20 protein-coding genes are annotated in these 23,979 nt (G+C 69.0%); 10 read left to right on the top strand and 10 right to left on the bottom strand.

Annotated features, from left to right (window positions below; all coding sequences use genetic code 11):
- Nucleotides 1–15: 15 nt before the first annotated feature.
- From RT2_RS04185 to RT2_RS04175, 3 genes are read right to left on the bottom strand one after another with little or no spacing between them, the layout of a single operon-like run.
- Nucleotides 16–780, bottom strand: a complete 765-nt coding sequence (locus RT2_RS04185) for an SDR family NAD(P)-dependent oxidoreductase (protein WP_072843280.1) — start codon at nt 778–780, stop codon at nt 16–18.
- Between the two features lie 20 nt (nt 781–800).
- Nucleotides 801–1,937 (bottom strand): thiolase family protein, encoded by a 1,137-nt coding sequence (locus RT2_RS04180; RefSeq protein ID WP_072843279.1) that lies wholly within the window; start codon nt 1,935–1,937, stop codon nt 801–803.
- A gap of 58 nt (nt 1,938–1,995) precedes the next feature.
- On the bottom strand, nt 1,996–3,471 hold the full coding sequence (locus tag RT2_RS04175) for an aldehyde dehydrogenase family protein (RefSeq protein ID WP_072843278.1): 1,476 nt from the start codon (nt 3,469–3,471) through the stop codon (nt 1,996–1,998).
- Between the two features lie 96 nt (nt 3,472–3,567).
- On the opposite strand from RT2_RS04175, the gene RT2_RS04170 reads away from it, so the two are divergent.
- Genes RT2_RS04170 through RT2_RS04145 form a run of 6 tightly spaced genes read left to right on the top strand, consistent with a single transcriptional unit; the run spans nt 3,568 to nt 10,060 of the window.
- Nucleotides 3,568–4,185, top strand: coding sequence for a TetR/AcrR family transcriptional regulator (locus tag RT2_RS04170; RefSeq protein ID WP_245709214.1), 618 nt, complete (start codon nt 3,568–3,570; stop codon nt 4,183–4,185).
- On the top strand, nt 4,182–5,195 hold the full coding sequence (locus RT2_RS04165; RefSeq protein WP_072843276.1) for a TIGR03617 family F420-dependent LLM class oxidoreductase: 1,014 nt from the start codon (nt 4,182–4,184) through the stop codon (nt 5,193–5,195). Before RT2_RS04170 ends, RT2_RS04165 begins: the two co-directional genes overlap by 4 nt.
- Nucleotides 5,192–6,007, top strand: a complete 816-nt coding sequence (locus tag RT2_RS04160) for an enoyl-CoA hydratase/isomerase family protein (RefSeq protein WP_072843275.1) — start codon at nt 5,192–5,194, stop codon at nt 6,005–6,007. Before RT2_RS04165 ends, RT2_RS04160 begins: the two co-directional genes overlap by 4 nt.
- Complete coding sequence (locus tag RT2_RS04155) at nt 6,004–6,984, top strand: SDR family NAD(P)-dependent oxidoreductase (protein ID WP_083577081.1); 981 nt, start codon at nt 6,004–6,006, stop codon at nt 6,982–6,984. The genes RT2_RS04160 and RT2_RS04155 overlap by 4 nt, the downstream gene beginning before the upstream one ends.
- 9 nt (nt 6,985–6,993) lie before the next feature.
- Entirely contained in the window at nt 6,994–9,237 is a 2,244-nt protein-coding gene (locus RT2_RS04150) for an acyl-CoA dehydrogenase family protein (protein WP_072843274.1), read from the top strand.
- Between the two features lies 1 nt (nt 9,238).
- Entirely contained in the window at nt 9,239–10,060 is an 822-nt protein-coding gene (locus tag RT2_RS04145; protein WP_072843273.1) for an SMP-30/gluconolactonase/LRE family protein, read from the top strand.
- On the opposite strand, the gene RT2_RS04140 is transcribed toward RT2_RS04145, so the two are convergent.
- From RT2_RS04140 to RT2_RS04125, 4 genes are all read right to left on the bottom strand, one after another.
- Nucleotides 10,034–10,636, bottom strand: a complete 603-nt coding sequence (locus RT2_RS04140) for a TetR/AcrR family transcriptional regulator (RefSeq protein ID WP_169888153.1) — start codon at nt 10,634–10,636, stop codon at nt 10,034–10,036. The genes RT2_RS04145 and RT2_RS04140 overlap by 27 nt on opposite strands.
- A gap of 99 nt (nt 10,637–10,735) precedes the next feature.
- Entirely contained in the window at nt 10,736–12,256 is a 1,521-nt protein-coding gene (locus RT2_RS04135; RefSeq protein WP_072843506.1) for a long-chain-fatty-acid--CoA ligase, read from the bottom strand.
- Nucleotides 12,257–12,434: 178 nt separating this feature from the next.
- Complete coding sequence (locus RT2_RS04130; RefSeq protein ID WP_169888149.1) at nt 12,435–12,989, bottom strand: TetR/AcrR family transcriptional regulator; 555 nt, start codon at nt 12,987–12,989, stop codon at nt 12,435–12,437.
- Nucleotides 12,990–13,032: 43 nt separating this feature from the next.
- Nucleotides 13,033–13,923, bottom strand: coding sequence for a crotonase/enoyl-CoA hydratase family protein (locus tag RT2_RS04125; protein ID WP_072843270.1), 891 nt, complete (start codon nt 13,921–13,923; stop codon nt 13,033–13,035).
- Between the two features lie 248 nt (nt 13,924–14,171).
- Here RT2_RS04125 and RT2_RS04120 point away from each other — a divergent pair, with 248 nt between their 5' ends.
- From RT2_RS04120 to RT2_RS04105, 4 genes are all read left to right on the top strand, one after another.
- The gene (locus RT2_RS04120) at nt 14,172–14,900 is read left to right on the top strand and encodes an SDR family NAD(P)-dependent oxidoreductase (protein ID WP_245709216.1); all 729 of its coding nucleotides are present in this window, start codon (nt 14,172–14,174) and stop codon (nt 14,898–14,900) included.
- A 74-nt stretch (nt 14,901–14,974) separates the two neighbouring features.
- On the top strand, nt 14,975–16,195 hold the full coding sequence (locus RT2_RS04115; protein ID WP_169888147.1) for a serine hydrolase domain-containing protein: 1,221 nt from the start codon (nt 14,975–14,977) through the stop codon (nt 16,193–16,195).
- Entirely contained in the window at nt 16,192–17,709 is a 1,518-nt protein-coding gene (locus RT2_RS04110; protein WP_072843267.1) for a flavin-containing monooxygenase, read from the top strand. The genes RT2_RS04115 and RT2_RS04110 overlap by 4 nt, the downstream gene beginning before the upstream one ends.
- A 67-nt stretch (nt 17,710–17,776) precedes the next feature.
- Nucleotides 17,777–19,402 carry an AMP-dependent synthetase/ligase gene (locus tag RT2_RS04105; RefSeq protein WP_072843266.1) on the top strand — a complete coding sequence of 542 codons (1,626 nt, stop codon included), beginning with the start codon at nt 17,777–17,779 and terminating at the stop codon, nt 19,400–19,402.
- Between the two features lie 166 nt (nt 19,403–19,568).
- Here the strand turns inward: RT2_RS04105 and RT2_RS04100 are convergent, their stop codons facing one another.
- The 3 genes from RT2_RS04100 to RT2_RS04090 all read right to left on the bottom strand — a co-directional run bounded on the left by RT2_RS04100 (nt 19,569) and on the right by RT2_RS04090 (nt 23,944).
- Nucleotides 19,569–21,170 carry a hypothetical protein gene (locus RT2_RS04100; RefSeq protein WP_072843505.1) on the bottom strand — a complete coding sequence of 534 codons (1,602 nt, stop codon included), beginning with the start codon at nt 21,168–21,170 and terminating at the stop codon, nt 19,569–19,571.
- 604 nt (nt 21,171–21,774) lie between these two features.
- Nucleotides 21,775–22,806 (bottom strand): phosphotransferase family protein, encoded by a 1,032-nt coding sequence (locus RT2_RS04095; protein WP_072843265.1) that lies wholly within the window; start codon nt 22,804–22,806, stop codon nt 21,775–21,777.
- A complete protein-coding gene (locus RT2_RS04090) occupies nt 22,799–23,944 on the bottom strand; it encodes an Rv3169 family protein (protein WP_072843264.1) in 1,146 nt (381 codons plus the stop codon). Before RT2_RS04090 ends, RT2_RS04095 begins: the two co-directional genes overlap by 8 nt.
- Nucleotides 23,945–23,979: the final 35 nt, after the last annotated feature.

Raw genomic sequence — 23,979 nt, 5'->3', positions numbered from 1 at the left:
TTGTGCGTCAGCAGGTCACCGGGGCGCCATGCGGATTCCTCCGTCGAGCCGGATGGTCTCGCCGTTGAGGTAGCGGTTCTCGAGGATCGACACCGCGAGCTGGCCGAATTCGTCCGCACGCCCCAGTCGCGACGGGTTGGGCACCGAGGCCTCGAGGCCGGCGCGCATCGCGTCGGGCATCCCGGACAGCAACGGCGTGTCCATGATTCCCGGCGCGATAGTGCACACCCGGATGCGCCGGGTCGCCAGGTCGCGGGCGGCGGTCAGGGTCATGCCGACGATCCCGGCCTTGGACGCGGTGTAGTTGATCTGGCCGATCTGCCCCTCGAAGGCCGCGACGGACGCGGTCATCACGATCGCCCCGCGTTCGCCGTCGACCTCGTCGGTCTTCGCGATGCGCTCGGCGCCAAGACGCAGTGCATTGAACGATCCGACCAGGTTGAGCTTGATGACGTGCTCGAAGTCCTCGAGCGAGCCGGCGTTGCCGTGCTTGTCGAGGATCCGCATGCCGCGGCCGCTGCCCGCGCAGTGGACGAGGCCGCGGAGTTCGCCGTCCTCGGTCGCCGCGTCGAGCGCGGCGGCGAACTGTTCCGCGTCGGTGATGTCGGCGGGTGCGAAGCGTGCGTTCGGGCCGAGATCCCGTGCGGCGGCGTCGCCGTCGGAGGTCGGCAGGTCGACGAGGGTCACGATGGCGCCGGCGTCGATCAGCCGCCTCGCTGTCGCGTTGCCGAGCCCGGAGGCGCCGCCGGTGACGGCGACGGAGATTCCCTTGAGTTCCATGATGCGAGAGTCCTTCGAGGTCAGAGAAGTTCGACGATGGTCGCGTTGGCCATGCCGCCGGCCTCGCACATGGTCTGGAGTCCGTAACGGATTCCGTTGTCGCGCATGTGGTGGACGAGCCGGGTCATGAGGATCGCGCCGGAACCACCGAGCGGGTGTCCGACGGCGATGGCGCCGCCGAGCGGATTCAGGCGCTTCTCGTCGGCGCCGGTCTCGGCCAGCCAGGCGAGCGGCACGGGGGCGAAGGCCTCGTTGACCTCGAACGCGCCGATGTCCTCGATGGACAGGCCCGAGCGGGAGAGCGCCTTCGCGGTGGCGGAGATGGGGCCGCTGAGCATCATCACCGGGTCGTCGCCGGTGACCGCGACGGTGTGGATGCGGGCGATGGGGGACAGGCCGCGGTCCGCGGCGATCTTGCCGGTCGTGACCAGCAGTGCCGCCGCCCCGTCGGAGATCTGGGATGCGTTGCCCGCGTGGATGACCCCGTCCTCCTTGAACGGGGTCTTCAGCGTCGCGAGCTTGTCGATCGAACCGCCGCGGCGCAGCCCCTCGTCGACGGCGAGCCGGCCCTCTACCGGCGCGAGCTGCGAGTCGAAGGCGCCAGTGTCGATGGCCTGGGCGGTGAGCTCGTGCGAGCGCAGCGCGTACTCGTCGAGGGTACGGCGGTCGAGGTTCCAGCGCTCGGCCATCATCTCGGCACCCAGGCCCTGGCTGAAGCTGTCCACGCCGTAGCGCGCCTGCACGCTCGGCGGCGTGGCCGAACTGCCCTCCTTTGCCGCGCTGCCCATCGGCACCCGGCTCATGGACTCGACGCCACCGGCGACGACGAAGTCCGCGTGCCCGGCGATCACCGATGCGGCGGCGAAGCTCAACGCCTGCTGGCTCGAGCCGCAGGCACGGTTGACGGTGGTACCCGGGACGGACTCGGGCCAGCCGGCTGCCAGCGCGGCGGTGCGGGCGATGTTGCCCGCCTGCTCACCGGCCTGGACGACGCATCCCCAGATGACGTCCTCGATCTCGGCGGGGTCGATGCCGACGCGGCCGGTGAGGGCCGCCAGGACGTGGGCGGACAGGTCGGCCGGGTGCAGGTCGGACAGGGACCCGCCGCGCTTTCCGATGGGCGTTCGAACGGCGTCGACGATGACGGCGTCGTGCATGTTGTTCCTCCTGTGGTGGGTTGGGTCTGGTGGTGGCGATGGGGGCAGGGGCCGCGGGTCAGTGCGTGATGACGCGGCGGCGCAGGAACTCGGCGACGGCGCGGTCGGCGTAGGCCTCGAACGGCCATGCCGTACCGGTGGTTTCGCGCCGGCCGACCGACACGAATTCGGCGTCGATGCGCTCGGCAACCTTGGCGGCTCGGTCGAGGTCGGACCCCCACACAGAGGTGCTGAGGACATACGAGGGCTCGTTGATGCGGTCGAGTGTCTGGTCGAGGTCGTGGTAGCCGATGACAGTGAATACCGGGCCGCTGTTCGCTGTCTCGGGGATGGCCGATCCGTCCCTGTCCTGCAACAGGGTTGGCTCCAGGAAGTGTCCCGGTAGGTTGGTGCCGCGGCCACCGCCCGTGACGAGCACCCCGCCGGACGCGATGGACTGGCGGAGACGGTCTTCGGTGACGGCCAGCTGCCCGGCGCTGTGCAGTGGGCCGACCGTGATGCCGGCGGTCATGCCGTCGCCGACGGTCAGCGGCCGGACGGCCTCGACGAACGCGTCGCAGAAGTCGTCCACCAGATCGGCAGGGACGTAGGCACTCTTGGGGGCGTCCAGTGTCTGCCCCGAGTTGGCAAAGGCGCTCCGGGCCAGTGCGATTGCTGCGTCGTCGGCGGGTGCGTCGCAGAGCAGTAGTGCGGCCGCGCCGGAGGCCGTGGTCACCGTCGCCGGTGTGAGGTGCTGAGCCGCCTGGCGGGCGATCCGCTGCGCACCGTCGCGGGAGCCGCCGTAGGAGACCAGGCGAACCTTCGGGTGGGCAACCAGGGCACTGCTTGCCCTGCGGGTGCCGACCGAGACGTCGAGGACTCCGGCCGGGAGCACTGCGCCCAGGAGTTCGACGGTCCGCGTGACCGAGAGCGCAACGGTGGGCGGCGGCTCGACGACGACGGCGTTACCGGCGGCGAGGGCGGGGCCGACCTTTACAGCCATGCGGAGGATCGGCAGGTCCCAAGGGACGAGTACGGCGACGACCCCGACCGGCCGGTATTCCACCACGGCGGTGCGTCCGTCGTAGCGGTGGGCGAGGGCATCGTCGTCCCAGCCGATATTGGCGGCATCGGCCAGGCACTGGGCGGCGAGTCGGATCTCGCCCTCGGATTCGCGGAGGGGCTTGCCCTGTTCCATGGTCAGCAGGGGCGCGAGGGTGTCGACGGCCTGCAGGAGCTCGCGGGCGCAGTCGGCGAGATACCGCTGCCGCGCCTCGCGGTCGATGCGCCAGCCGGCGAACGCGTGGTGCGCTCGCGTGAGCATGCCGTCGAGCTGATCGGCGGTGGTGACCGCGACGGTTCCGATCTGCTCGAGGGTTGCGGGGTTGACGCACCTCAGGGCCGAGCCCGTCTGCCACGGGTCGGGCTGCGGTAGTGGGCGAGTTCGTCCGGATTGCGTGACGCCCGAGCCGGCGCAGGGGATGTCGACGGGCCTCCTCGACGAGCGTCCGTTCCGACGGGAAGGCGGGACCTTGTCCGCGAGGTCGTCGTTCATCGTGTCTCCTCGGTGTATCCACCGTCTTGCGTCGGTCTCGGTTCGTATTCCTGCGAAGCGTCCGTCACGACTAATGTAACGGGTTAATATGTAATGGTGAAGCCTGAGACATCGGCCCGCACTGGGCGTCCACGTGACCTGAGCAAAGACCAGGCGGTACTGGCCGCCACGCGTCGCCTGCTGGCAGAGGTGGGGTACCAGCAGACGACGGTGGCCGCAATTGCCCGGATGGCCGAGGTGAACACACCGGCCATCTACCGGCGGTGGCCGACCCGTGAGGCATTGATCGAGGAAGCCGTGCACGGCACGGGCGGGCATCCGTTGCCCGAGGAGTCCGGAGATCTGCGCGCCGACCTCGCGACGTGGGTACGGGTCTTCCTGGTCCGGGCCGCGCGTCCCGCCGCGCGCGCCGGGGTGCCAGGCCTGCTTGCCGATTCCCAGTCCGAGGAGGCGCGCCAGCGCCTGCTCGCCATCGGGGGGCCGGTGCGCCAGGCGTTCCGGGACCTGCTGGACCGCGCCGTCGCCCGCGGGGAGATCGACGCCGGGGCGGATGCGATGTTCCTGTTCGACCTGCTCTCCGGCGCCACGACGATGCGTGGCCTCACCCGGGGAGCGGCGGACGAGGCGAGCTTCGTCGATTCGCTCGCCGGCGCCCTGTACGTCCTGGCCGCGCACGCGGCCGAGGCGGCGGACACCAAGGCGGTCCACCGGTGAAGATCGACGTGCAGTTGAACGGCCGCCCCGAGGACGCGGCCGTGCGGGCGCGTGAACTCGTCGCGCTGGGTGCGGACGGGTTGTTCACCTTCGAGGGCGCCCACGACGTGTTCGTCCCGCTCGTCGCGGCGTCGACCGTGACCTCGGCGGACCTGATGACGAACGTGGCGATCGCACTGCCTCGAAGCCCCCTGCACCTGGCCCACACCGCCTATGACCTGCAGACACTGAGCCGCGGGCGGTTCCGGCTGGGCCTCGGCTCGCAGATCCGGCCGCACATCGAGAAGCGATACGGCGCACAGTGGTCCAAGCCCGCCGCCCGCATGCGCGAGACGGTGCTCGCGATCAAGGCGATCTTCGCGGCCTGGGAAGGCCAGGCGCCGCTGAAGTTTCAGGGCGAGTTCAGCACGCACACCCTGATGCCGCCCACTTTCAACCCCGGACCCAATCCCTACGGTCCCCCGGAGATCTGCCTCGGCGCACTGGGGCCGTTGATGACGCGGGCGGCAGCCGAGGTTGCGGACGGGCTGCTCGTGATGCCGTTCAACAGCGTTCGGCACTTCCGCGAGCGGACCGTGCCGGCCATCGAGGAGGGACTCGAGCGCGGCGGACGGTCGCGATCGGACCTCTCGATCTACCCCCAGGTGATCGTGGGTGTCGGCCGGACGCCGGATGAGCTCGCCGCCGCGGCCCGGGGTGTGCGGGGCCTGCTCGGGTTCTACGGATCCACCCCGGCCTACCGGCCGGTGCTCGAGGTGGAGGGCTGGGCGGACGTGCAGCCGGAACTCAACGCGCTGTCCAAGCGCGGCGAGTTCGCCGCGATGACGGAGCTGATCGACGACGACATGCTCGGCACCCTCGCGGTGCACGGCACACCCGAGCAGTGCGCGGCGCAGATCGTTGCCCGCTTCGGCGACCACGCGGACCGGGTGTGCTGCTACTTCCCCGGCTATCCGGTATCGGATGCGCATGTCGCAGAGATGATCTCGGCCGTGAAGGCGGCTCGATGACGACCGGGGTGTCCGTCACTGTCGAGCAGGGGGTCGCGGTGGTGACCCTCGACCGGCCCGAGCGGCGCAACGCGTTCACCAAGGAGATGGGCCGGGCGCTGGGGGAGGCATATCGGACACTCGACGACGACGACGACGTCCGGGCGATCGTCCTCACCGGCGCGCCCCCGGCGTTCTGCGCGGGCGCCGACCTGGCCGGCGGGGACGGCACCTTCGCCGCACCCGACAGCGACACGTTCACGGCCTCGCCCGTCAATCCGCCGGCCTTCGACCTGCGCAAGCCCGTCGTCGCCGCGGTGAACGGGCACGCCATCGGCATCGGGCTGACGCTCGCGATGCAGGCCGACATCCGGATCTTCGCCACCGACGCCAAGTACTCGATCCCCCAGGTCCGCCGCGGGGTGATCCCGGATGCCATGTCGCACTGGACCGTTCCGCACATCGCCGGCATGGCGGCCGCGGCGGACATCCTGCTGACGGGTCGCACCTTCGACGGCGCCGAGGCGGTCCGGCTGGGCCTGGCGAGCCGTAGCCTGCCGGCGGACGAAGTGCTGCCCGCCGCACTGGACATCGCTCGTGACATCGCGGTGAATGTGGCACCGATGTCGGCCGCGCTGTCGAAGAGGTTGCTGTGGCAGACCGTCCGGCGCGGGTACGGGCCGGAGCAGGTGGCGGCCCTCGAGACGGAGCTGCACCTGCGGGTGATGGGCAAACCCGATGCCGCCGAGGGCGTTCGCGCGTTCACGGAGCGTCGTGCCCCCCGGTGGACCTCGCGACTGTCCACGCAGTGGCGGGAGGTCGCGCCGGCATGACGCGGCCCACCGAGCGCACGGCGACCACCCCGGATGCCCAGCGCTCCACTGGCGCCGCGCTCACCACGGACGACGTCCTCGCCGGAGTCGACCTGAGCGGTCGCACCGTCCTCGTCACCGGGGTGACGAGCGGTCTGGGCGGCGAGACGGCCAGGGCGCTCGCCGGCGCGGGCGCACACGTCGTCCTCACCGCCCGCGACACCGCCGCGGCCGGCGCCGTGGCGTCCGCGATCCGCGAAGCGCACCCCGCCGCCGAACCAGACGTGTTCGGAGTCGACCTCACGAACCTGGAAAGCATTCGTGCCCTGGCGGTTCGGCTGTCCGAGAGGCGGCTGTCGGTGGACATCCTGATCAACAACGCCGGGGTGATGTACACGTCGTTCGAACGCACCCGGGACGGGTTCGAGCTGCAGTTCGGCACCAACCACCTCGGCCACTTCGCGCTGACCACGCTGCTACTGCCGATGCTGACGGCCGCCGCCGACCGATCCGGAGTCCCGGCTCGGGTGGTCACGCTGTCCTCGGACGCGCACCGGGCTCACCCCGTCGATCTCGTCGATCCGAACTTCGAGAGCCGCGCCTACGACAAGTTCGTCGCCTACGGCCAGTCGAAGTCCGCGAACGTCCTGATGACCGTCGAACTCGAGCGACGGACCGGAGAACATGGCGTGCATGCCTTCTCGGTTCATCCGGGGGTGTGCGCCACCGGACTCGCACGCCACATGTCCTCCGGCGACATGGCGGAGATGAAGCGGATGTCGGCCGGCACCCCGAACGTGTTGACGAAGCTGAAATCCATCCCCGCCGCCGCCGCGGCGACGACGGCGTGGGGAGCGACCGCGCCCGAGCTAGACGCGGTCGGCGGCGCCTACCTTGCCGACTGCGGAGTCGGCGCGGCCAGCGACCACGCCACCGACCCCTCGACCGCCTCAGCCCTGTGGGAGTTGTCCACCAGGCTGACCACCCACGTGCACTAGGAGGACCCCATGGCTCTACCGATGACCGAGGACGAGCGGGCGCTCGCGGATTCCGTCGCGGCCTTCGCCCGCCGGAGCGCGCCGATCGCGCAGACCCGCATCCAGTTCGACGCCCTGTCCGCCGGTACCGGCCCCGACCCGGTGTGGGACGCAGTGGTGCGTCAAGGCCTGCACAACATGCACCTGCCAGAGGCCGTGGGCGGCTCGGAGTGTGGGCTGCCGGCGCTCGCGGTGGTGGTCGAGCAGCTCGGTATGGCCATGTTCCCGGGTCCTTATCTCCCCACGGTGCTCGCGAGTGCCGTTGCCGCGACCGCATCGAACGGCGCCGACGGTCTGCTCGTCGCCTTCGACGGCGGCGCCACCGGTGCACTCGTCGCCGGGAACCGGCTGACGGCGCGGCCGGCGGCCGGCGGCTGGGAGGTCAAGGGGACCTCCGACCCGAGTCTCGGACTGCCCGGTGCCGAACGGGTTCTCGTACGTGCCGCACTGGCGGACACGCCCGGCGGGGACCTGTGGTTCTGGCTCGACCGCGCCGAGTTCGACGGGCCCGGTACGACCGCGAAGGTGACGCCCTGCGAGGCGCTCGACCCGACCAGGTCGGTGGGGCGGCTCGAGCTCGCCGGTCACCCGATTCCGCACGACCGGGCGCTGGCCGGGGTCGATCCGGCCCGGGTCGACCTGATCGTCACCTCGCTCCTGGGGGCGGAGGCCAGCGGGATCGCGGCGTGGTGTGTGGAGACCGCCGTCGACTACGTGCGCACCCGGCACCAGTTCGGACGCCCGGTCGGCAGCTTCCAGGCGGTCCAGCACAAGGCCGCACTGATGCTGGTCCGGTCGGAGATCGCCTGCGCCGCAGTATGGGACGCGGCCCGTGCGGCCGACGACGCCTCCGACCAGCAGCGACTCGTCGCGGCGCAGGCGGCACTCACTGCGGCGCCGGCCGGCGTCGACCAGGCGCTCGACTGCATCAGCATGCTCGGCGGTATCGGATTCACCTGGGAGCACGACGCACACCTGTACTGGCGGCGGGCGGTTGCCGTCGCCTCCGCGGTGGGCACCGAGGACGCCTGGTCGACCCGGCTGGGCGAGGCGGCCCTGCACACCCAGCGCGACTTCTCGTTCATCGACGAGGACACCTTGCCGCAGCTGCGGGCGCGGGTCGCCGCGGTGCTCGACGACGTTCTTGCTCTTCCCGACGACGAGATCGCGACGGAGGGCTGGGCACCGACCCGCGGCGGCGCGCGGCGGGCCCGGCTTGCGGCGGAGGGCCTGGCCGCGCCCCACTACCCGTTGCCCTACGGGCAGGACGCGGGCGCGGTGGAGCAGGCGGTGATCGCCGACGAGTTCACGCGCCGCGGCCTCGACCAGCCCAACACGGGTATCGCCGAGTGGGTGCTGCCCACACTCATCACGCACGGCACCGTCGAGCAGCGGGACCGGTTCGTGTCCGCGACGCTGCGCGGCGAGCTCATCTGGTGCCAGTTGTTCTCCGAGCCCGGTGCCGGATCGGACCTCGCGGGTCTGTCCACCAAGGCACGCAGGGTCGACGGCGGCTGGGTGCTCACCGGGCAGAAGGTGTGGAACTCGCAAGCGCGGGAGGCAGACTGGGGCGTGTGCCTGGCGCGGACCGACGCGGACGCACCGAAGCACAAGGGCCTGACGTACTTCCTGATCGAGATGGCCTCGCCGGGTGTGGACGTGCGGCCACTGCAGCAGGCCACCGGGGTCTGGGAGTTCAACGAGGTGTTCCTCGACGAGGTGTTCGTGCCCGACGACTGCGTCGTCGCCGGCCCCGGTGACGGCTGGCGCCTGGCCGTCACCACCCTGTCGAACGAGCGGCTGAAGATGGGCACGGCAAAGTTCGGGCACGGCGCGGCGGCGACGGTGCGGCAGCTGCTCGACGGCGGTGAATACGGCGCCACCCGCGACGAGGTGGTCCGGGTGCTCGGCCGCAACACCGCACGCGAGCTCTCGGTGGGCGCGATGAACCTGAAGACCGTGCTGCACCGACTGCACGGCACCGAGGACGCCACCGGGTCGGCTACCAGCGTGCAGAAGGTCTTCCACGCAATCGCCCAGCGCGAGGGATCCGATGCACTGATCCGGCTGCTCGGGCCGCTGGGCCTGGTCGGCAGCCCTGAGCAGCCGTACGTCCAGGACTACCTGGGCGTCCCGGCGGTGCTGATCGGCGGCGGGACCATCGAGATCCAGCTCAACGTCATCGCCCAGCGCGTGCTCGGCCTGCCGCGCTGACATGGACGTCACCCTGCTCACGGATGGCCTCGGCTTCACCGAGGGGCCGATCGTCCTGCCCGGCAACAGGATCGCCGTGGTGTCGATGAGCCGTGGCTCGGTGCTCGTCCTCGACCTCGACGGAACAGTCGCGGTCGAGCACCGGGTGGGCGGCGGTCCCAACGGTCTCGCTCTCGGTCCCGACGGCGCGCTCTATGTCGCCCAGAACGGTGGCATCTGGGCGGCGCAGGGCCCGGCCGAGCCGGGAATCCAGGTCATCCGCGACGGGATGGTGTCCTACCTCGCGACGGGGATGGACGCGCCCAACGACCTGGTCTTCGGGCCGGACGGGCGGTTGTGGGTCACCGACTCGCGGGAGGAGGTCGACTTTGCCCACCCGGAGAGCGCGCTGCCCGGGCGCGTCTGGGCGGTCGACATCGACAGCGGCGAAGCAGAACTGCAGCTCGAGGGTCCGGTCTTCGTCAACGGGATCGCCTTTGACGGTGACCGGCTCTACCTGACCGAGACAGTCAGCGGCCAGATAGCGAAATATGATGTGAAACAGGGTCGTCTCGTGAGTCGAGAGGTTGTGGGCACGGTGGCCGACGGGCATCCCGACGGGCTCGCCGTCGACGCCGGCGGTCGACTCTGGGTCGCGACCACCAGTGGTGACCGCATCGACGTGATTGGTCCCGGGGGTGCCCACGAGGCGAGTTACCGTCTGCCCGCGGGCAGCATGCCCACCAACATCTGTTGTGGTGCAACCGGTTCGGGGGAGTTCTACGTCACCGCGGCCGGGACGGGCGCCGTCCTCCGGCTAGGGGGCCGCACCGATCACCAGTGATCGGGCGATGTGCCGGTAGCGGTCCGCGACCTCGTCGATCGACAGGCGCCCGGACGGGTCGAACCACTGGCACACCCCGTTTATCAGATCCATCAGTGCCAGGGTGGTGATCTCGACATCGCCTCCGCCGGCCTTCGGTCCGCGGATGGCGGCGACGGTGTCGCGAACCGCCCGCTGGTAGGTGGCCTGCAGACCGACGACGGTTTCCAACTGGTCGGGGGAGAGGGCACCGCGGTTGCCCCGAATGGTGAGCAGTTCGGTGCGCCGCGCGCTGCTGATCTTCAGATGGAGCGTGATCGCCTCGTCGAGTCGATCACGTGGCGGACGCGTCGAGTCGCCGAGCACCGGGAGGAGCGCGTCGTTGAAGTCGATCATGAACTGCCGGGATATCGCGAACAGCACATCCTGCTTGTTCCGATAGTGGTGGTACATCGTCGACGACGAGATTCCCGCGGACTCGGCGATCTCGCGGATCGTGGTTGTGCCGTACCCACGTTGGTGGAAGAGCCGAGCCGCCCCGACTCTGATCTGCCCGGCCACGTCGACACCGGCCTCGAGGCCAAGGTTTCTCGCCACTTTCACCTCCGACGTGAACCACCAACCGGTTCCAGGCGTCTTGCAGGAAAAAATCTAGCAGGACGACCGACGCCTGGAACCGGTCGGCATTCGCCAGACTCAGCGGATGCCGGACAGATCGCTTCCGAGGTCGGACGGCACCACGATCTCCCGCTTGAGGATCTTCCCGGTCGCGCCCTTCGGCAGGGCGTCGACGAGTACCACGTGACGTGGGTACTTGTAGGCGGCAATCCGGTGCTTCGCGTGCTCGACCAGGTCCTGGGCAGTCGCGGTGCCGCCGGGCTTGAGGGCCACGACGGCGCAGACCTCCTCGCCGAGTCTCGCGTCGGGAACGCCGATGACGGCGACCTCCGCGACGTCCTCGTGCTCGTAGAGCACCTCCTCGATCTCGCGGGGGTAGACGTTGTACCCGCCCCGGATGACGAGGTCCTTCTTCCGGTCGACGATGAAGTAGTAGCCGTCGCTGTCGCGGCGGGCCAGATCGCCCGTGCGGAACCAGCCGTCAGGGATCGCCGCGGCGGTCGCGGACGGGTTGCCCCAGTACCCCTTCATCACGTTGTGTCCGCGGATGGCGATCTCGCCGACCTCGTCGCCGCCCACCTCGAGGCCGGCGTCGTCGACCAGGCGCATTTCTACGCCGGGTACCGGCAGTCCGATCGAGCCGGCCTTGCGTTCGCGATCGGGGAGGTTGAACGAGACCACCGGGCTGGTCTCCGACAGGCCGTACCCTTCGAGCACGGTGCAGCCGAAGGCCTGCTCGAAACCGCGCATCACCTCGACCGGCATCGCCGAACCACCGGACACGCACAACCGCAGACCGGACAGGTCGAACGACTTGCCGTCGGGATGGTTCAGCAACGCGGTGTACATCGTCGGGACACCCTCGAACACGGTGACGCCGTCTCGTTCCAGCACCTCGAGAGCCGCCGTCGGGTCGAACCGAGGCAACATCGTGAGGAGGGCACCGACCTTGACGACCGTGTTCAACGCAAAGGTCTGGCCGAAGACGTGGAACAGCGGGAGTGCGCCCAGGACCACGTCGCTCGGCGAGAGGTTGAGCAGGACCTCGGCCACGACGTCGCAGTTGGCCAAGAGGTTCGCGTGGGTCAGCTCGGCGCCCTTGGGCCTGCCCGTCGTGCCGGAGGTGTAGAGGATGACGGCGGTGTCGTCGTCGTCGCGTTCCTCGTACCCGGGCGCGGGCGCGGCCAGTGCCAGGAGCTCGTCGAACCCGTTGGCGGTCACGATGATCGGTTCTGTTCCGGTGGCGGCGGCACTGGCCTGGGCAGTTTCCGCGACGTCCTCCCACGCGAAGAGCACCTTGGCGCCCGAGTCGGCGAGATGGTACGTCAGTTCACGCTCCTTCAGGAGCGGATTGAGCGGGACGACGACACCGCCGGCCCTGAGCACGCCGTAGTAGCAGATGGCGAAGGACGGCACGTTCGGCAGGCAGATCCCGACGACGTCGCCCGGCCGGATTCCCCGGTCCCGGAGCAGTCCGGCGACCCGTGCGGCGGCGGCATCGACGGCCGCGTAGTCCAGCGTGAGGTCGCCCAGTCGGAGGGCCGGCGCATGCGGGGTGTTCGCGGCGCTGGCCGCGAGGTTGAGTGCGAGGTTTCCCATGTTTGTCTCCTGTGGCCGCACGCGAGCGGGCATGGCTCGTGCGGCGGTGTCGAATGACCGGGACGTGGCTGTTCGGCGGCAGCACCGATTGGTGAGCCACATAGTCGTCGTGCACAGTCGGTTCCCGATGGAATCGACTGTGCACGACAAATTTTGGGCCTTACAGGCGCCGGGTTGTTCAGGTGCCCGGGATGATGCTGGTGCCGAGGCGCCAGATGGTGTCCAGCAGGTCCTGCCGTGAGGGGGTGACCTCGCGGCTCATGGCCTCGGCCATGAGTTCGCGGAACGCGCCGAGGAACGCGGCCGCGGCCAGTCGTGCGTCGACCGCGGGATCGACCTCGCCGCTGCGTTGTGCGTGCGCGATGTTGCGCGCGGCCATGTCGATCTGGGTCGCGAGCCGCTCGGCGTCGGCCTGGGAGGCCGACGGCTCGCGCAGTCGCCTGCCCACGACGATCGGGGCGAGCGGATCCTCGCGCAGGAAGTCGATCTCCCTGGACAACCGCAGCCGCTCCCGCTCGATCCAGCCCAGGTCCGCGGACACCGGGACGGCGAACACCGCGTCGTCATAGGCGTCGTAGAAGGCGTGGACGACGGCCGCGACCAGGCCGTCCTTTGCGCCGAAGTACCGGTAGAGCAGCCCCGGAGAGGCCTCGGCGCGAGCCGCGACCTTGGCCACCTCCAGGGTGCCGCCGGTCTCCAGCAGTTCCGCGCGGGCGGCCTCGATGAGGCGCAACCGAGTGGCGCCACCTCGGGCCGTCAGCGCGTGGGGGGATCTGTCAGGGGATGATGACATTGTTCGGGTCCGGCTGCTCTTCCTTGGGTGCGGTGCTGTAGTCCCCGAACGGCGTGTCCCGCAGGGTGGTGACAGCGCCGACACCCTGGTTCTCGGCGAGCTCGATGAACTCCAGCGCCTCGGGGGTGTTGCGCATCAGGCCGTCGAGGATCGGTCCGAGCATCTGGGTGCTGGCCAGGCCCATGTTCTCGTACGCCTGGTTCACGATGAGCTTCATCGCGGAGAGCTGGGAGACGGGAATGCTGGCGAGCTGCGCGGCCTGCCGTGCAACCTCGGCCTCGAGTTCCGCAAACGGCACCGCCTTGTTGATGAGTCCGATCTCCGCTGCCTCCACGCCCGAGACCGGCTTGCCGGTCAGAGCGTACTCCTTGGCCTTCGCCAGCCCGAGTCGGTAGATCCACATGCCGGAGAGGTGGCAGCCCCACATTCGCGCGTACGGGGTGCCGATCCGGGCGTCCTCGGAGGCGATGACGATGTCGGCGCCGAGGGCCATCTCGCTGCCGCCGCCGATGCACCAGCCGTGGATCTGGGCGATCACCGGCTTGGGGCTACGCCAGATGCTCATGAACTTCTGGGTCGGGGACTCCGACTGCGCGGTCGCCATCACGAAGTCCTTGCCGGCGTCCCACTTGCCGTCGGTCGTCAGCTGGTCGTCCCAGTGCTTGAATCCGCCACTGAAATCGTAACCAGCACAGAATGATCGGCCGGCGCCGCGGACGACAACCACCTTGACCTCCGGGTCGCGATTCGCCTTCGTCATCGCGTCCTGGAGCTCGTCGGGCATCGGCGGAACGATGGTGTTCAGGCGATCCGGGCGGTTGAACGTGATCGTGGCCACGGGGCCTGCGACGGAGTAGATCAAAGTCTCGTACATGTTCCACCTCTCGTTGGTAAACTGAATTCACTTTAGCTTTGGGTCGGGGTGGTTGTCTACCCCCTCCGTGCCCCATTGACGGAGTCGCAGTGACGTGGGTAACTTGATGCGCATTCGAGCGGTCGATCGTTTGATCGACCCAATGCCGTTGGGCGCAAACATCATCCAGTAGGTCGATGTACACAGGAAGGCGGTTGTCCGCCATGGAGTTGTCATCAGTTGGTCCCGCAACGGGCCCGGGTCCCGGCGTGAAGGTCATCGTCACGGGTGCGGCCGGCGGGATCGGCGCCGCGCTGATCGGGGCCCTCGCGGCACTCGGCTGCGAGGTCGCCGGAATCGACCGCCCGGGAACGGCCCTGCCGGGCGACCTCGCGTCGATCCCGCTCTTCGAGGCCGACCTCGCGGACGAGACGGCCGCGGCGGGCGCGGTGGAAGGCGCGGTGTCCCGCCTCGGGGGGCTGGACTGCCTGATCGGCGCCGCCGCCAGCGTCGCGACCGTCCACCGCGCCAAGTCGTTCTCCCCGAGCGTCTTCCGTCAGGACATCGAGTCGAATCTGATGTCCCAGTTCTGGACCGCGCAGGCCGCCTACGCCGCGCTGGCCGAGAGCAGCCGCGCGAATCTGGTCCTGTTCTCCTCGACAGGGGCCCTGGACGGTCTGCCCGGTCAGGTGTCGTACGGGGCCGCCAAAGCGGGAGTGCTCGGACTGGTCCGCACGCTGGCGGCCGAGTGGGCCGATGCAGGCATCAGGGTCAACGCGATCGTCCCCGGGCTGGTCGCCACCCCCAAGGTCCTCTCGATGCCGGACGAGACCCGGGACCGGGTGCTGCGGAACGTCGCGATGAAGCGCCTGGTCGAGGTGGACGAGGTGGTGGCGTCGGTGTTGTTCCTGATGTCGTCCGGGGCCGGCGCCATCACCGGCCAGTCCTTGCGGGTCGACGGGGGCGCGGGGATCAACACCCAGGGCCTCTACCGCTGACCCGCCTTTCCTCGTCGCTCATGAAAGGAGCTGTCGCAATGACGAATTGCGATCGAGCAGGAGCCGCAGCGCCGGTGAGTGGCGTGGTCGACCCGGCCTTCGCCGCGGTGGCAGAGGAGTTCGACCGGAACTTCACCGCGCGCGGCGAGGCGGGAGCGTCCCTGCACGTGCTGGTGGACGGCAGGCCGGTGGTGGACCTGTGGGGCGGTGTCGCCGACCCCGAGACAGGCCGGCCATGGGAACAGGACACGGTCGGTGTCGTGTTCTCGTGCACCAAGGCCGCGGTCGCGCTCTGCGTCCACCTGCTCCTGGCGTCTTGCGAGATCCGCGAGGACATGCCGGTGACGCAGGTGTGGCCGCAGTTCGGTGCGAACGGCAAGGGCGACATCACGATAGGCATGTTGCTCAATCACTCGGCAGGGATCCCCGTGCTCAGCGAGCCGCTCGGATCCGGCATGCTCGAGGACTGGGAGTACATGGTCGGCCGGATCGCGGACCAGGCGCCGTTCTGGCGGCCGGGCGAGCGGCACGGCTACCACCCGGTGACCTTCGGGTTTGTGCTCGGTGAGGTGGTGCGTCGCGTCACCGGCTCGTCGATCGGCGGGTTCTTCGCGTCGGAGATCGCCGGTCCGCAGGGGCTCGACTTCTGGATCGGCCTGCCGCCGGAGATCGAGCCGCGCGTCGCTCCGATCGTCAAGGGGATCGCCGGCGAGGTGACCACCACGCCCTTCATCGATGCCGCACTCCACCAGCGTGGTTCGATCCCGAATCTTTTCGTGTTCAACTCGGGGGACTGGTCTCGCGTGGGCGTGAACACCCGCGCCGGCCGGGCCGCGGAGATCCCCGCGGCGAACGGTGTCACGAACGGGCGAGGACTCGCGCAGATGTACGCGAACGTCCTTCGTGGTCCCGTCGTGGGAAGCCTCGGAGGTCTCGAATCGGCTCTGGCGCACTCGATGCCGGTGTCCGACGGCTTGGACGCGACCCTGCTGATGCGGACCAGGTTCCGCGGCGGGTTCATGCTGTCGATGGACAACGGCGCGCACCTCGGCGACGGACACAGCATGCGGATCGGAAGCCGTGCCTTCGGCCACTGCGGGTCGGGCGGCTCGATCGGGTTCGCGGACCCCGAGCTCGGCCTCAGCGTCGGCTACACCATGAACAAGCAGGGCCCGGGGACGCTGCTCAATGAGCGCGGACGGGCCCTCGTAGATGCCATCTACCGCTCACTCGGCCAGTCCGTCCCGCCGCCGCCGGCGCCACCGGAGCCGCAAATCGAACAGGATCAACGATGACTTCTCCCAACGCACAAGATGATTCGACATGGACAGACGTGCTCATTCTCGGCGCCGGCTTCTCCGGCCTCGCGGCGGCCGCGACGATCTCCCGCGCGGGCGGGCTCGACTACCTGCTCCTCGAGCAGGGCGACGACGTGGGCGGTGCGTGGCGCGAGAACACCTACCCCGGGTGTGCCTGCGACATCCCGTCGCCGCTCTACTCGTTCTCCTTCCGGCAGAACCCGGGTTGGCGACACCTCTTCGCGCCGCAGCAGGAGATCCTGGAGTACCTCCGCGACACCAGCGCGGAACTTCGGATCACCGAGCGTATTCGCTTCGGCACCAAGGTCACCGGTGCCGACTGGGACGAGCAGGACGGGTCCTGGAGGGTCGACACGGAGGACGGCGCGGTCTTCCGGGCACGATTCCTGGTGTCCGCGATGGGGGTCCTGCACCACGCCTCCTACCCGAAGCTGTCTGGCATCGAGAACTTCCAGGGCCCGGTGTTCCATTCCGCGCACTGGGATCACTCGTGCGACCTCGACGGCAAGCGGGTGGCCGTCGTGGGCACCGGTGCGAGCGCGATCCAGTTCGTTCCCGCCATCGTCGACCGGACCGCCAAGCTCGCGCTTTTCCAGCGGACCGCCCCGTGGATCGTTCCCAAGGTCAATCGCGCGTTCAGTGAGGACGAACGGGAAGAGATGCGCCGCAACCCGATCAAGCGATGGAATCGCCGCGCGCGCCTGTTCTGGATTCACGAGAAGCGGGCCAAGGGATTCGTCTCGGACACGTCCAAGATGGGTCCCACGAAGGCCCTCGCCTCGGGGCACCTCCAGCGGCAGATCCGCGATCCCGAGCTGAGGGCAAAGCTCACGCCGGACTACGAGATCGGCTGCAAGCGACTGCTCATCTCCAGTGACTACTACCCGGCCCTCGCCAAGCCGCACGTTGACGTCGTCACCGCCGGCGTCGAGGAGGTCCGTGCACAGTCCGTGGTCGCCACCGATGGAACCGAATACGACGCCGACGTCCTCATCTTCGGCACCGGCTTCGACGCCCAGAACAGCCTCAGCCGGGTCCCGATCCGGGGCCGCGACGGCGTGGCCCTCGGTTCGCAGTGGGAGTCGGGTCCGGAGGCGTACCTGGGGACGACCGTGGCGGGGTTCCCGAACCTCTTCCTGCTGTGCGGCCCGAACACGGGCCTGGGGCACAACTCACAGGTCTTCATGATCGAGGCCCAGGCCCGATACATGGCCAAGTGCCTGCGGTACGCGGGACGCGGCGGCGTGATCGAGGTTCGGCGGGACGCCCAGGACCGCTTCAACCAGTTCCTGCAGGGGAGGCTCTCCTCGACCGTCTGGCAGGCCGGTGGATGCAAGAGCTGGTACCAGGATCCCGTCACCGGGCGCAACACGCTGCTGTGGCCCAAGTCGACGTTGTCGTACTGGGTGCGCACCCGATTCCTTCGCCGCGCCGACTACCGCCGCCAGGCCGGCACCAGATCCACCCAGCCGTCCGTGACCGTCGGCTGACGCACCATCTCCGGACTTCGATCCGACCCGACCGGGCTCCGGCCGCACTTCAGTGAAAGGCTCTGCAATGTCGACGATTCCTGAGTTACTCCACCGCAACGCCGAGCAGTACGGCGACATGCCCGCGTTGTCCCACGACGGTCATGTCCTGACCTGGAGCGAGACCCGGACGGGCATCGCCAGGATCGCGCTGGGGCTCTCCCGCCTGGGCGTGCACAAGGGTGATCGCGTCGCGATCATGATGTCCAGCCGTCCCGAACACTGGCTGACGGACCAGGCGGTCGTGCATCTCGGTGCGCTCCCGGCGACGGTCTACGGCACGATGCCGTCCTCCCAGATCGCGTACCTCGCCCAGCACAGCCGGGCCAGGGTGGCGGTGCTCGAGGGCACCGCCGAGGTCGAACGCTGGCTGCCGGTGCTGGACCAGTTGCCCGACCTCGAGCGCGTGGTCGTGCTGGATCCCGAGGCGTGCGTGGCCGACGACGAACGCTTCGTCAGGTGGTCGGACGTGGTGACGGAGGAGACCGACCTCGACGCGTTCGAGGCCGCCTGGCGGGAGATCGACGAGGTCGATCCTGTGACGCTGATCTACACCTCCGGTACCACCGGCGTGCCCAAGGGCGTGCTGCTCACCCACCGCAACGTGATCGCCAATGCCGAGGCCAGGGATGCGGCGGCGCCGACGCCCCAGCACTTCCGCAGTGTCTGCTACCTGCCGTTGGCGCACATCGCCGAACGCATGGTGTCGGTCTACATGGCCATCCACAAGGCCGGCCACGTGACGTTCTGCCCCGATCCGGGTCAGTTGGTCGGGGTGCTCCGCCAGACGCGCCCCACGAGTGTCTTCGGCGTCCCCCGGATCTGGGAGAAGCTCGCCGCGGCGCTGCGGTCGCGACCGGGTTCGTCGCTCGCGGACGTCGGACTCGACCAGGTCACCTGGGCGTGCAGCGCCGCCGCGCCGCTGCCGGTGGACGTGCAGGAGTACTTCCGGGAGCAGGGCATCGCGATCGTCGAGGCCTGGGGGATGACCGAGACCACCGGAGTGGCCACCTCGACGAGCGAGACGGACTTCCGGTTCGGTTCGGTCGGCACCCCGATCCCGGGCACCGAGATCAGGCTGCTCGAGGACGGCGAGATCCTGGTGCGCGGCCCGATCGTGGCGGCCGGGTACCTCCAGGAGGACGGATCCGTCGTCTCCGTGACCGACGACGAGGGCTGGATGCACTCGGGCGATGTCGGTCGGGTCGACGAGGACGGACACCTCTACATCATCGACCGCAAGAAGGACCTGATCATCACGTCGGGCGGCAAGAACATCGCGCCGGCTGCGGTGGAGGCGCTGCTGACCAAGCACCCCCTGGTCGGTCAGGCGCTGGCCTACGGCGACCGCCGGCCGTACGTGGTGGCACTGATCGTGCTCGACCAGGAGGCGGTGACGGCGTGGGCTGCCGCGCAGGGCATCGACGTCGCGTCGCCGCCGGACCTCGCGACGCATCCCGACGTGATCGCGGAGATCGACCGCGCGGTCGAGCTCGCCAACGAGGACCTCGCGCGAGTGGAACAGGTCAAGCGCTACCGGGTGCTGCCGACCGAGTGGACACCGGAAGGCGGGGAGCTCACCGCAAGCCTGAAGATCAAGAGGCGCGCCGTGCACGAGAAGTACGGTGACGTGTTCAACGCGCTGTACATGTAGCGATCCGCCTCGCCCCGGATCAAACCGGGGCGAGGCGGCACGGCGATCCGGCTGCCGCCACGCTGGCCGGCCCGATCGATCACATTCCTGCCGGCCGACTAGCGGACGTCAGCTTCGGGCAGAGCGCCCTTTGTGGATCCGCGATCATCGGAAGGAGCGTGCGTGGCTATCGCACGACCAGGTCGTGATCGGTGGCGCTGAGGGTGATGGGTGCCACGCGCTTGCCCCGCGACCAGTCCCGCACGAACGCGTCGAGGGTCGGATCCGCGCCCCGCGCGTCGAAGGCGGCGCGGGGTACCTCGATGGCGCCGACGAGGTGCCTGGGCTGATCGTCGAGGCCTGCGCCGCGCGGCCCCAGGCGCAGGCCGTCCGCGGTGTGCAGGAGTACCGGGAACGTCTTCCCGTCGGGTGCAGTCACCGTGGCGGGCCGGGTGGTCGCGGCCGGATCGAAATGCTCGACGGACAGCCGGTACCCGGACGGCCCCGCCTTCAGGCCGGCCTCGTCGAGCAGGCGGGGATCGAGGATCGAATACGGGACCTGCCAGTCGACGAGCAACTGCGCGTCGACGACGGTGTCGCGGCCGGGCAGCGGCGCAGACAGGTTCCACGGAGCCGGGGGCGCAAGGGTGTCCGAGGATCGGTCCGCCTGCGAGTTCCGCACTGAGGTGCCGGGAAGCGGCGCGCCGGTGGGTGTGAACTCCCACACCGGGGCGGTCAGGTCCTTGCGCCAGAATCCGGTGCGTCCGTCCCTCTTGCCGGCCACGCGCAGCTCCCGGCGGTCCGGGCCCACACCGGTGGAGTGCACGCTGATCGCCGAGGTGATCTCGCCCGGGATCTTGGGCTGGTGCACCCAGTCCTGCGCGGGCAGTTGGATCGCGGCGTAGTTCTTGAACCACGCTTCGAAGGCGGAGTTCGGCGCGGTGGGTTTGCCGGTCTGATCGTCCCAGCTGTAGCGGAAGAACACCGAATCCCCTCCGGTACCGTCGATGTCGTAGTTGCGGGTGTACATGTCGCCGTACTTGTTCATCACGAAGGTTGTCGAGGCCGAGGAGGACAGCGCGATCGACTGGAAGCGCCCGCCGACGGGTCCGCCGATCTCGTAGCTGTCGTCGTCGGGCAGCCACGGGTCCGCGTAGGTGATCCGGCTGCCGTCACCGGTCAGCGCGGGCACCATTGTCATCTTCGCGAGCCCGAAGAAGTGGATCCGGCCCGCGACGTCCGCGTAAGTCTGGTTGTCCCAGGGTGATCCGACGCTCAACGCCCAGGTTCCGGGGTCGCCGCCGGGCAACTGCTTGCCCTTGCCGGTCCACAGCGGCGCCCCGAACGAGGAAGTCCAGTTCCAGAAGACCGGGGCCTGTGAGGCGTTGTCCATGGTGTAGATCCATCCGTCCTCGTCGACCGCGACCAACTCGTCGTCGTCCACCGAGATCCCGACTAGGCGCTCGCGCAGACATGTCGGCAGCGGGGCGTATCGCCACGGCTCGGGGTTGGCGCCATTCCACACCCGGGGCCGGGTGAGCAGCGCGTTCCCGGCAAGTGCGTAGTCCCAGAACTTGTTGAACTGTGTGGTCTGGGTACGCAGTTCGACGCTCGCCGGGGCGCCCGACCCCGCAAACTCCGGCAGGCCCGCCAACCCATCCCTGGCTCCGAACGATGGCAGACCGGGCGGCACCTGCGCGGTGCCGAAGGGGACGCAGTCGGCGGGTGCACTCGATACGGGTGCGGCCGTCGCGGCCGGCGCCGACGCGGCAAGCCCCACGACCGCCATCGAGCAGGCGAGTGCGGTGCGAACCCGAAACCGGGCGGCGTCGTCGAGATAGTTAGGAATGCTCACGACCTGACAATAGGTTGGCGTCGATGGTTTGTTACACATCGCAGGTTGGCAGTGCACAGGGACTGAGGTCAGTTTGAAAGGGACTGTCCCCCGGTTTGGTTGAGATGACCTACCCCAAGGTTTCTTACCCAACTCGGTGTGAAGTTCGAGCAACAAACGCATCCGACAACTCGAGGCCGAGGTCGAGATCCTCCTTGAAGCCTCGAAGCTGCTCGGGGAGAGCCTTCCCGCCCCAAAAGGGTTCACCCGGTGATCGATTCACTTGTCGATGCCGGGCACCCGGTCAAGATCTGTTGCCGTCTGCTCGGGGTCAGCAGCCCCGGCTACCACCTGTACAAGCGCCGGCCGATATCACCTCTCGGAGGCCAGGATTGTCTCTCATCGTCGCCGCGTGATCATCGTAGGGCGCTGCCGTCGCCGCCCTCGGCGCACGTGAGAAAGGCCCCTGGTGTCGGTGTGTGTCTTCCGACCCACACCGACACCCGAGGCCCATGCCCCCGGCGAACTCCATCCAGTTCGCCGGGGGGGTGAACAACTTCTAGGCCTCGCCCAGGAGTTGTTCGAGTCGCGCCATGCAGAACCCGCTGATGCTGACGTTGTCACCGAGGTTCAGATGGGTGGACAGGCGCAGCAGCGGAACCGAGAGCAGCACCGCGCCGAGCACCTCGTTGAACAGCAGGTTCTGCACCTTCCAGCCGGTCAGTTCCTCGTAGCGGGCGATGGTCTCCTCCCGCGTCGGGGTGCCGGGCAGGGTCGGGTGTCCCTCGTACTCGCTGCACGCCCAGTCCAGGAACAGCACCCAGGCCAGGTCGGCCTCGTGGTCGCCCAGATACGCCATCTCCCAGTCGAGTACGCCGGCGACGGACAGCTCCGGCGTGTACAGGATGTTCGACATGCGGGCGTCGCCCCAAACCAGCGTCACGTGCTCCGGCTCGTAGAGGTTGCCCTTGAGCCAGGTCAGGGCCTTCTCCATCACCGGGGGCAGCTCCGGCGCCGCCCAGCGCACGGCCCAGTCGAGGTAGTTCACGATCTGCTCGACCGGCTTGTCCCCGAACTTGGGCATCGCCAGGAACCCGAGCCGCAGCTCCTCGGGGTCGAGGAGATGCACCTGCGCCATCGTCTCCACGCACTCCCACCACATCTTCGCCCGACCCTGCTCGTCGGCCTCGAAGTAGTTGCCGGCGGTGTGGTAGGACGGGAAGTCGCTGGGCGCCTCGGCATTACCGATGCGGTCCATCACGTAGTACGGAGTGCCGAGCGGGTTGTCGTCCGCGTCGATCCACTGGACGCTGGGGACCGGGAGGTCGGTCGTCGCGAGCCGCTCCGAGACCAGGTACTGGCGCCGCAGGTCGTAGTCCGGGAACAGCGAGACCTCGGGCGGCCGGCGGAAGACGTACCCGGCCGACTCGTGCTCGGCACCCTCGAGGTTGAACAGGTAGGTCTCGGTGGAGAACCCGCGTTCGGTGCGCTTCCAGTCGACGATCTTCGCGTTCTGTGCACCCGGAATACGCTGCTGGACAATTGGTTCGAGGGCTGCCGCCAGGTCTTCCGGCGCGACCCGCTCAGCCATTGTCCGCGCCGGATCGGTTGGCGCTCCAGTCGGTGTAGCCGTAGCGCGGGTTCACGCCCATGAACACCATCTCCACCAGCCCGTGCCCGACCTTGTCGCCCATCCGGACCTCGCAGAGCGTCTCGCTGAGCATGCTCACCTTGCGGATCTCGTCGACGTCGGTGATGTCCACGTCGAAGCTGTCGCTGAAGTCCTTGCCGCGGTACATGCCCGACGCGTAGCCGTTGTACTCGTCGTACCCGGCCAGGCCCGGCCAGAAGTCGCACACCGGCTTGACCTCGATGACGTCGGTCGAGCGGTCCGCGCGGTGCACGGTGAACGTGCCGGACTTGACGACGCGGAGGTCGTCGCGGAAGTCCAGGTCGTGCTCGACGTCGATGATCGGCAGCGGCTCCTTGCCGGAGTCGATCGGGAAGAGCACCTCGCCCTCGAACTGCCAGCGCTCCCCGGTGTGGGTCTCGCGCTGCGCGAAATGCACCACCTCGTCCTCGAACTGGAAGATGCCCATGTAGTAGAGGACGCCGGCGGGCACCTCGGAGGGCTGCATGTTCCCTCCCTCGGACAGGCTGCCGCCGCCGCCGCCGTGGCGCACGCCCCACGAGTGGTCGCGGCCGAACCACCAGTTGTCGGGGTCGATCTCGATGCGCTCGCCGTCGATCTCGATCCAGCCGGTGATGGTGCCGTTCTGGTAGAAGCGGCGGGCGTCCTCGCGGACCCGTCCGCGGCTGCGGTGGAAGGCCGCGGTCTGCTCGTAGACCGGGAAGTCGCCGGTGAAGTCGAGCTGCAGGCTCAGCCCGTGCTCGTTGGACTCGACGGTGGAGCGCACCTTGCGTAGCGGCTCGACGATCTCGTACGTGTACGGCCCGACGCTGAACGCGTTCAGGGCACCGGTCTGCGGGTTCAGCTCGGTGGACATGCGCACCACGCGGGCCTGCTCGCCCTTGCGGGTGACCATGGCGTAGGCGTCGAGGACGTTGCGGTTCGGGTACTTCGCCAGGCCGGTCATGATGCTGATCTCGCCGGACTTGTCGAAGCCGTACATCACGATGCGCTCGGTCCAGCGCAGGTCGCTCTGCGAGACGTGATCGAGGGTCGTGGGGAGCTGGTGGATGAGCAATTCGTCGTGCGGGGTGATCATGGCCTGCCCTTTCGTCGATGGATGCCTGACGACAA

Source organism: Rhodococcus tukisamuensis NBRC 100609, from assembly GCF_001894985.1.
GTDB classification, from domain to species: domain Bacteria; phylum Actinomycetota; class Actinomycetes; order Mycobacteriales; family Mycobacteriaceae; genus Rhodococcus_G; species Rhodococcus_G tukisamuensis.
This window is presented reverse-complemented; position numbering and strand designations above follow the sequence as displayed.